Genomic DNA, 8,620 nt, shown 5'->3' on the forward strand with positions numbered 1-8,620 from the left:
GATTGTCTGTCGAGTGGAAAAACCTCTTAGAAGTCATTCTAAGACCACGATGAAGCAGGAAATAAACACTAAGATTATCGCTGTCCAGATGTGTCTAGACTTTGGTAATTTTGGGTAAGTTTTATAGTTATAGAACGGAATTGAACCTTTAGCTTCTAGTAATATTATGATGAATAATATTTCTGTATCTTTTGGGGCTGTGGCTGGAGGAATTACAGCCGGTTTATATACAACTTATTTATTAGTATTTAATGGTTTATTAATTGGTGCGATTGGTGCTTTAGTTGCTCAAAATAATCTGGCTTACCCGTTTTGGGCGTTTGTATTTCCTCATGGTGCTTTGGAATTACCTGCGATATTTTTTGCGGGAGGTTCAGGTTTGTTGCTGGCAAGGGCAATTTTATTTCCTGGTAAATATCGCCGCCGTGATGCGTTGAAATTTTACGGTTCTTTGGCTGTACAATTGGTTTTTGGGATTGTGCCGATGTTGGTTGTTGCTGGTTTAATTGAGGGTTTTTTGTCTCCAAATCCGATTGTTCCAGATCCAATTAAATATTTGGTGGGGATGGGTTTGTTTGTGGTTTTGGTGCGGTATTGTAGTCGGAAGAAAAAATAATTTCAGCTTTTACTAGCAGCAACTTCACTCATAAACTTATCTATACAGGGCATATCTCCATACATAACAGTTTGTAGTGGTAATGTATTTGCTATATAACACAGTTTTTAAGAGTAAATAACCGTTGTTTGAACATTAATATTAACATTCAACTTTTTTCGCAAAACATTGAAAATAGCAGTCAAATTATCCATTGTTGGATTACCTTTTGCTGATAACATCCGATGTAAACTCTTGCTTGGTTTAGAAATTTCAATTGCTAACTGTTCAAAACCTACTGTTGCGTTGACAATATCTCTCAAAATAAGTCTTGCTGTTTCTGGTTCACCATTGAGGAAAAGAGAAATAGCTTCATCCAGGAGAGCTATTACAAATTCAGGATCTCTTTGGACTCTTGCGTTAATAGTTTCTGTAAAATCTCTGGTAAGTGCCATAATAACTACCTCTTCTCTTATTTTGTGGCTTACTCTAACAAGCTATACTTAATTTCTCTTCAAAGCTGATTTCTGGCTTTAAGTTGTAAATATCTATCTACTAATTGTTCGGAAATTTGATTTGCTGGTGCGTCAAGAACTAATACTCCTTTTTGTTTTAATTGGGCAAATGCTAGTTGTCTTTGTGCTAATAAATCTATTGCAACTGCGCGAATATAGGATTGTGTGGCATCTTCGGTAAATGTATGTGCTAAATTGTCAACTTGAGGATCTCGCAGGGTGACGCAAAAGGGTAAATAACGGGGTGCGAGTCTGGTGAGGGCTAGGAGAAGTTCGGAGGAAGCGGTGATATCAACTAAGTCGGTAATGATGACTATTAAAGCCCTGCGGGTTTGTTGTTTGACGACGTGGGTAACTGCACCTAAATAATCAGATTCTATTAATTCTGGTTGAATGGGGGTGAGTTTATCAATGAGTTGATTGAGATGATGTTGTCCTCGTTCCGGGGGTATCCACGTATGTATTTTGTTGTCAAATACACCAATACCAACGCGATCGCCTCTGTGCAATCCTGCTAATGCTAGGGACAATGTGGTGTTTAAACCCCAATCAAATCGTTGCAAACCTTGAACTTTGGCTGTCATTAGTCTGCCACGATCTAGTAATATCAATAATGTTTGTTCTTGTTCTGGTTCTAAAACTCTAACGAGGGGTCCTGTATTACCGTAGGCACGTCTAGCAGTGGCTTTCCAATCAATAAAGCGTAAATCGTCACCGCTGCGGTAGTTTCGTAATTCTGCAAATTCTGTGCCTATACCCATTTGCCGAGTTTTGCGGATAGAACCTGATGATTGTAATGTCAGACGAATGGAGAGCGATCGCAATCCCACTAAATCAGGATATACTTTTACCTGTGTACTGTGGGGAATTTGCCAATCATGCCACACAAACCCCCAAATTCCCAACTGTCGTACTTGCATATTTCCCCAAGAAAACTCTCCTCGTTGATTCGGGTAAACTGTGTAAGTTAATTCCTGGCTTTGATTAGCATTAATATTAGCTGTAACTGTGGTTGTAGAAACAGTAAATTCTTGTGGGTAATAATCGTGGATTTCAATAACTGCATCAATTTTTCCAGCTTTTACTTTTAAAATAACTGAATTATCTCTACCAATAGATAAACGTGATGGTAATTCGCGGGTAATTTCTACGCGGTTTGCTTTCATTCCCCAACCATCAATTACCATGAAGGTGAAAACCGTAAGATCAAATAAACAAGTTATGATTATAGTTTGATAAATTCCCAGAATCATAGATAAAATTGGGGAGATAAATATTCCCACAATTAATAAAAAATAAACTTTTTTGGATGGAATCATATTATCAAGGATGAATTTATGAATACTGACTTATGCGGTCAATTTTGTGACGAATTGCAACTAGACTATTAGGGAAATTTCAAAATGTTCCCTTAAATGCTGCATAACTCAGAGCCATAATAATTGGGAGAATAATAGAGATAGAAATAATCAGTCCGGTTTTGCCAAAATGAATTTTTTGCCCATCTGACTTTAAGAAGATAATTACAGATGCAGTTGCCATTGAAAGCCAAATTATTGCAAAAATAATAAAGATAATAAATGCTGAATCATTCATGGTTTTTATTAACTATCCTTGTCTCTTTAGGGAATGTAATTCTTGTGATAAGAGTCGTGTTCAACATGAGATTATCAATGAATTATCTAGGAACTGGAACTTGATTAATTACTGCTGCAACCACTGCATCAATTTGTAAACCATCTAGCATTGCTTCCGGTTTCAATAATAACCGATGACGCAATAAGGGTGAAGCCACTGATTTTACATCATCTGGAGTGACAAAATTCCTTCCTGATAACCAAGCTGCGGCTTGAGAAGTTTGCAACCAAGCACCGGCGGCGCGAGGAGATGCACCTAAAGCTAAATCAGGATATTGACGGGATTTTCTGACAATTTCTAATAAATAATCAACTATTGTTTCTGATACCTGAACTTGTTTTACAGCTTGTCTAGCTTGCAAAATATCAATTACTGTAGTGACAGGTTTTAAGTTAGCAATATCTGTACGTTTTGCAGTAAACCCAGACTGACGATTTAATAACATTTGTTTTTCGGCTGCTTGTTCTGGATAATCTACAACTAATTTAAACAAAAACCGATCTAATTGTGCTTCTGGTAAAGGATAAGTTCCTTCAAATTCTAAAGGGTTTTGGGTAGCAATTACCCAAAATAAATCAGGTAATGGTAAACTTTCACCGTCGAGGGTAACTTGCATTTCTTCCATTGCTTCCAAAAGTGCAGCTTGGGTTTTTGGAGGAGTGCGGTTAATTTCATCGGCTAAAAGTATTTCTGTAAAAACGGGACCTTTTTTCAAAGTAAAATCGCGGGTATTTAAGTCAAAAATATTTGTCCCTGTAATATCTGACGGGAGAACATCTGGGGTTAGTTGAATACGACGGAAATCAGATTTTATTAATTGTGCCAATACTTTGACTAATAATGTTTTTCCTGTGCCGGGAACTCCCTCTAAAATAATATGTCCACCTGCTAATAAAGCAATTAATGTCTGTTTAATCAAAGTAGGTTGTCCAACAACTATTTGATTAATTGCTTTTCCCAGGTTAATTAAAACCGAATTATTAGTTTCACTCATATTTATCAATCACTCACAAAAAAAAGGAATAAAAAAAGATTTCGAGAAATATCATATTCATCAAAAGACCTATACCAAATTTATCTAAAGCTGCACAGAATCATAATCATCCGTATTTATCTGCGTTTATTTGCGTTCATCTGCGTTTAATTATTTTCACAAATTACGCCATTTCTCTAACCAGCTTATCAGTTCTCGTTCACTTATTCGGCGTTTTTGTGATTGTAGTTGTAATACTGCATTAAGTTTTTCTGTATTATTCCCTGTTTGTTCTTCCCAGATTTTTAGTAAAACCTGATTGTCTACAGGAATTTGACTCAAACCCAAAGCTTTTTGCAGTTGTATTTGTTCTTCTTTCCCCAACATTTCCACGACAAAATCGGTAGATTCTGCTTTGTGGAGAACTCCCGCTAAAGCTTGAATATAAGCCTGACTATTATTTATAACGGGTGTTTCTAAGTTTACTGGTTTACCAAAGCGGCGATTTTCTGCCCAAATTAATGCCAATAATAGGACAATTAGCTGGATAAAGGCTGGTAATAGGGGAGTTTTGGCGAAGTAATTGAATATACTATCTTCTCCTACTTTTTTCTGAATATCTTTGTCTTTATAGCCATGTATATATTCGTCTACAAATACTTTTTGACTATTTTTAGTGACTAAATCTGCTAATAATTTAAAATTACTGTCATTGTCTTGATAGGCATTAGCAGCTAAATATGGTGTTGTTACTAAAATTACTTTGCCTTTACCGGATTTTTTCTGCCAAATTATTGCTCCAAATTTGTCTCCTAATATGACTTGTTCTGCTTTTGAAGTATGATATCGGCGACGGGTATCAATCTTGATGTTTCCAAAGGGTGATTGCTGCTGTGTACCAAATACTGCTGCTGTTACTGGTTGTTTAATTCCTAAAATTACGAGGTTATTCCCTTTTTTTACCCATTCTTCTGGTTCTGAATATATTTCTATTTCTTGAAGAGTGCTATTAATTTGTAATAAGGTAATAGGGCTTTTTGTGGTTGGTAAATCACTAAATGGTTTTTGCCAACGTTGAATACTGATATCTTGGTCTTGCATAAAGGCATACCATGCACCATAGCCATCAGGGCCGCGATTATAAGTAGAACCACTAGTTATTTGGGTGTTGGGGGCTGCTATAGTGGTAAGTAAAATAATCACGGCTAAGACTATCGCACCTAACCAAGCAACGCGCTGATTGCGTTTCATGATTTATCTGAATTAGGAACTTCCAAAAAAAAATTATCCCAATAAATGAACAAAAGAACCACAGAGGCACAGAGAACACAGAGAGAGAAGAAATAGAGAGAGTTTTTGCCTTAGTTTTGGGACATATTTTTATTTGGAAGTCCCTTAAAAGAAACTTTTACTCCTGACTCCTGACTAATGATTCCTGGATTTTTCTATAAGCTTGCCAACACTGTTGATAATTTTCTGCTAAAATGTCATGCTCACTAAAGCACAGTTGTTCATGGATGGTTATTAATGTTTGATATGGTTGGAGGAGGGTGACGGAGGATTTGAGTAATTGCAAATATTCTCCGTCTGTGCGGCTGGGTTGTTGGCGAGCGATCGCTTGTTCATGTAATTGTTGTAACATTGCTAAATAAACACAACGACAGGCTTCTCTATAATTATACTGCCGTTGAAATTCCTGAGCTTGGCTTAATAACAGGGTAATGGATGTTTCTCTGGAATTAGCTTTGGTTCTAGAACCCCTAGCATTACTCACCGCCTTCAGCCAGGTATAGATATAAGGATTAAATTCTTGCCATAAGTGCCAACCTACCCATACCAAGAACAAACCCAATCCTGACCAAAATAGGATTGTTAGTAATTCATTTAACCAAGGACTGATTGACCAGCCAGGAGGCAACTCTGGTAAGGTGGTTTCAAATCTGGAAAATTGGTATTCTACCCATTCTCCTACCTGCTGTTGGAATAAGGAAAACTGCCACACCCAATTTGTTTGTTCAAAAGCATCTGTAGTCATAAAACAGAATGGCTCAACCTATTATTTATTTACATCATTACTGATTTTGCTAATGTTATAGCGGTATGTACTTGAATGAAGTCCAAAAATTAAGTCAAAAGCCTTACAGCACTCCTCCTGACTGGGCGCAGTCCCTGCACCCCTACCTCCTCCAATAGCATGACTATTTACTTTTATAAGGTTTCCCAGCCATACGGGTGTTTTTCTAATTTTTCTCCTCACGGGATTGATGTCGAAGGTACTTATTGGCCAACTGTTGAGCATTATTATCAAGGACAAAAGTTTGTTGGTAGTCCAGATGCCCCGATTATACCTTTAATCTTCGCTGCTCCTACCCCTGAAGAAGCTGCTGCTTTAGGACGTTGTCCCTCTCGTCGTCTCCGTCCAGATTGGGAATTAGTGAAAACTCAGGTGATGCGAAGGGCAGTATTCAAGAAATTTATCACTCATCCTGATATTAGGGAAATATTATTAATCACAGGTGATGAAATGCTCATAGAAAATTCGCCTACAGACTATTTCTGGGGATGTGGTGCAAATCATACAGGAGAAAATCACCTCGGTAAAATCCTCATGAGTGTACGGGCAGAAATACGGTTACAGTTATTGGAAATATGAAAAATTTTATACTGCTTGCCTATTAAAATACTGTTTAGCTTAAACAGTAGAAGCCTCTCACCTACCCGATAGGAAGGCGATGAGGAATGAACACTTTCTTGATTTTTTTTCAAATATTTGATATAATTTTCAAGGGTAGGTGTAACTCAATTAAATGCTGAAAAGCAGCCTATCAAAAAAGTTAAAAATTATCTCAAAAAGTCCCTAGGGCATAGGGCTTTAAAGCTCGGTTAATGTCTTCATAGAGGAGTCGCCGAGAAGCCCACACTCACCTGTTCGCGCAAGCGTGCCGCAAGGCATAAGGGAGTGTGTGGAGTATGTCACGAGAAAAGCAAAAGGCACTGGACTTTTACAACCAAGCTTTACCTTTAATGCGGGCTGTGGGCGATCCCTATGGAGAAGTTACCATTCTTGATAATATTCGTGCATTAGGAGGGTTTTAAGGTATTTTAGGGTGGATGAGGGTGAAATCTGTTTTGTTTCAAAACTTAAAAAATCCTGAGTAATTACTCAATTGCATCAAAATAAAATTACTGCTAAAAGTAGTGTGTAATTCCCAAAAATATAGGTTTTCATCAAACTTATGTTTTTTATTTAGTAAAGTTTAATTGCAAAAATGTCCCATCGAATTTAAAGCTGTTATCCTAATAATTGAAGCAGGTATAGCTTCCCTGGCAGATACGACAGCTAGAGAGAAAGAAGAGAGAAACCACAAGTTAAATAAGAGGTAAAAGCGCTGTTTAATTTACATCTGTCTCGTCAACGAACAACGACACCCGACGCGAAAGCTGATATTTCCTCACATGACTGAAGATCAGAGGGCGCTGTGACTGATTTCCATCACTTGTTTGTCAAGTTGGTGAAAGGTAGTACATCCCTGGCTAGGATCAACGAGAAGAGGAAATCAACAGGCGAGTAGATGTTTGGGTGTTGTTGTTTGTAATTTTGGACTAGAATTAAATAGAAAGAGACATTGAAAATAGCGCCTTATGTCAATTATTGCGCTCAAAGCGTGGTATCTACCGGATTATGAACCGATTACAGAACTGGAAAAACGTCCTCCAGATATTCGGCTGAGTAAAAAAAGCTTATTAAAATCAGGATTGCGAGCAGACTTTTTAGAGGATAGCGACGCAGTAAAAACATCAACTTGGTTTGGGCGATATTTAGAAGGAGAAAATATTGAGTTTTATATTGAAGGCAGCGGTGGATATTCTGTAGCTAACATTGACTTGATTAGTCATGAGATTTATTTTACTAAACAGGCTGTATTAGCCCAATTAGATCCGACAATATATTTCTGTTATCAAACCGAATATGGGACAGCTAATGATCTCCTTAGAGAAGAATTGCTTACCACTTTGAAAAGTATAAATGAAAAATCGCATTTTCCCCTAACTTTAGTAGAATCACCTCGTCCAAAAAATGCTTGTTTGCGTTTAAATCGCGCCAGCATGAGAAAAATCCGTAAGAGTTTATTATTTATTGCTGATACCACTGCCATAACTAGCATTGACAGTCAGGAAACAAATCAACTAATTCCCAGTCCTCATGTCTGTGTCGAAATGGGTTATGCTATCCACAGTAAACGGACTGAACAAATTTTGCTGGTGCAAATGCAACGTCCAGACTTGGTAGGACAGTTTCCTTTTGATTTACCTACCCAGCAGGTTTTACAATTTCAAAATGGTACGGAACTCAAGCAAATGCTGACAGGAATGATTGAAAACCAATTGGCTAAATTCAAATTATTTTAAATAAGTAGTGAGACAGAATTAATTACACAATGTCATTGCGTTAGCGCAGCGTGGCGTTAGCCATATGGAACGCAGTGAAATGAAGCAATTCCAAGGGTTGTGATTGCTTCCCTTCGCTCGCAATGACTGTAAATATTTGGCGTTGCTGAACTAAGGTATGAAATTCCCAAATTAAACCTTTAAAGCTCTGACCTCAGTGCGTCTACTCTTCGAGATCACGAAGCGTGATTGCGCCTTTGCGTGAGACTAAAATTCATACCCTTAATCAGCAACACCAAATATTTTTGTCCAATTACTTACAGCAAATTGCAAATTAATGAGGTACAGAATCTAAATTCTACCCCGGACAGCAAGCGGGTTTTACTCTTAATTCCTGATTGGGCGCAGGACCTGCGCCCCTACCTCCTGAATTCTGCTGTAAGTCCTAGTAGTCTGTGAAGCCGAAAATGACGGGTGAAGGCAAGCAGGGGGAGAAGAGAGGGGGGGTAG

At 37.7% G+C, this 8,620-nt stretch carries 9 protein-coding genes and 1 pseudogene; 4 read left to right on the forward strand and 6 right to left on the reverse strand.

All coding sequences use genetic code 11. From position 1 onward, the window contains the following. Positions 1-136: 136 nt before the first annotated feature. Positions 137-616: pseudogene (locus IQ228_RS15220) on the forward strand (stage II sporulation protein M); the annotation flags it as partial. A gap of 107 nt (positions 617-723) precedes the next feature. On the opposite strand, the gene IQ228_RS15225 reads toward IQ228_RS15220, so the two are convergent. From IQ228_RS15225 to IQ228_RS15250, 6 genes are all read right to left on the reverse strand, one after another. Next, entirely contained in the window at positions 724-1,050 is a 327-nt protein-coding gene (locus tag IQ228_RS15225) for a DNA-binding protein (protein WP_027401518.1), read from the reverse strand. Positions 1,051-1,109: 59 nt separating this feature from the next. Further along, complete coding sequence (locus tag IQ228_RS15230; RefSeq protein WP_039199819.1) at positions 1,110-2,429, reverse strand: DUF58 domain-containing protein; 1,320 nt, start codon at positions 2,427-2,429, stop codon at positions 1,110-1,112. Between the two features lie 79 nt (positions 2,430-2,508). After that, positions 2,509-2,706 (reverse strand): hypothetical protein, encoded by a 198-nt coding sequence (locus IQ228_RS15235; RefSeq protein ID WP_027401516.1) that lies wholly within the window; start codon positions 2,704-2,706, stop codon positions 2,509-2,511. Positions 2,707-2,788: 82 nt separating this feature from the next. Beyond that, positions 2,789-3,742, reverse strand: a complete 954-nt coding sequence (locus IQ228_RS15240) for a MoxR family ATPase (protein WP_027401515.1) — start codon at positions 3,740-3,742, stop codon at positions 2,789-2,791. A gap of 156 nt (positions 3,743-3,898) precedes the next feature. After that, the gene (locus IQ228_RS15245) at positions 3,899-4,972 is read right to left on the reverse strand and encodes a DUF4350 domain-containing protein (protein ID WP_027401514.1); all 1,074 of its coding nucleotides are present in this window, start codon (positions 4,970-4,972) and stop codon (positions 3,899-3,901) included. Positions 4,973-5,129: 157 nt separating this feature from the next. Then, the gene (locus tag IQ228_RS15250; RefSeq protein WP_193963389.1) at positions 5,130-5,756 is read right to left on the reverse strand and encodes a DUF4129 domain-containing protein; all 627 of its coding nucleotides are present in this window, start codon (positions 5,754-5,756) and stop codon (positions 5,130-5,132) included. 159 nt (positions 5,757-5,915) lie between these two features. Between IQ228_RS15250 and IQ228_RS15255 the strand changes: the two genes are divergently transcribed. The 3 genes from IQ228_RS15255 (at position 5,916) to IQ228_RS15265 (ending at position 8,131) form a co-directional block, all read left to right on the forward strand. Beyond that, positions 5,916-6,374 (forward strand): NADAR family protein, encoded by a 459-nt coding sequence (locus IQ228_RS15255; protein WP_027401513.1) that lies wholly within the window; start codon positions 5,916-5,918, stop codon positions 6,372-6,374. A 317-nt stretch (positions 6,375-6,691) separates the two neighbouring features. Continuing rightward, positions 6,692-6,817, forward strand: coding sequence for a hypothetical protein (locus IQ228_RS27185; RefSeq protein ID WP_255549979.1), 126 nt, complete (start codon positions 6,692-6,694; stop codon positions 6,815-6,817). A 546-nt stretch (positions 6,818-7,363) separates the two neighbouring features. Then, on the forward strand, positions 7,364-8,131 hold the full coding sequence (locus IQ228_RS15265) for a hypothetical protein (protein WP_193963391.1): 768 nt from the start codon (positions 7,364-7,366) through the stop codon (positions 8,129-8,131). Positions 8,132-8,620 lie beyond the last annotated feature (489 nt).

The organism is Dolichospermum sp. LEGE 00246 (assembly GCF_015207865.1).
Classification (GTDB): domain Bacteria; phylum Cyanobacteriota; class Cyanobacteriia; order Cyanobacteriales; family Nostocaceae; genus Dolichospermum; species Dolichospermum heterosporum.

Coding starts and splice junctions, on each gene's coding strand:
- IQ228_RS15245 (WP_027401514.1), bottom strand. CDS start 4,972: ATGAAACGCAATCAGCGCGTTGCTTGGTTAGGTGCGATAGTCTTAGCC.
- IQ228_RS15265 (WP_193963391.1), top strand. CDS start 7,364: ATGTCAATTATTGCGCTCAAAGCGTGGTATCTACCGGATTATGAACCG.
- IQ228_RS15230 (WP_039199819.1), bottom strand. CDS start 2,429: ATGATTCCATCCAAAAAAGTTTATTTTTTATTAATTGTGGGAATATTT.
- IQ228_RS15255 (WP_027401513.1), top strand. CDS start 5,916: ATGACTATTTACTTTTATAAGGTTTCCCAGCCATACGGGTGTTTTTCT.
- IQ228_RS15235 (WP_027401516.1), bottom strand. CDS start 2,706: ATGAATGATTCAGCATTTATTATCTTTATTATTTTTGCAATAATTTGG.
- IQ228_RS15225 (WP_027401518.1), bottom strand. CDS start 1,050: ATGGCACTTACCAGAGATTTTACAGAAACTATTAACGCAAGAGTCCAA.
- IQ228_RS27185 (WP_255549979.1), top strand. CDS start 6,692: ATGTCACGAGAAAAGCAAAAGGCACTGGACTTTTACAACCAAGCTTTA.
- IQ228_RS15240 (WP_027401515.1), bottom strand. CDS start 3,742: ATGAGTGAAACTAATAATTCGGTTTTAATTAACCTGGGAAAAGCAATT.
- IQ228_RS15250 (WP_193963389.1), bottom strand. CDS start 5,756: ATGACTACAGATGCTTTTGAACAAACAAATTGGGTGTGGCAGTTTTCC.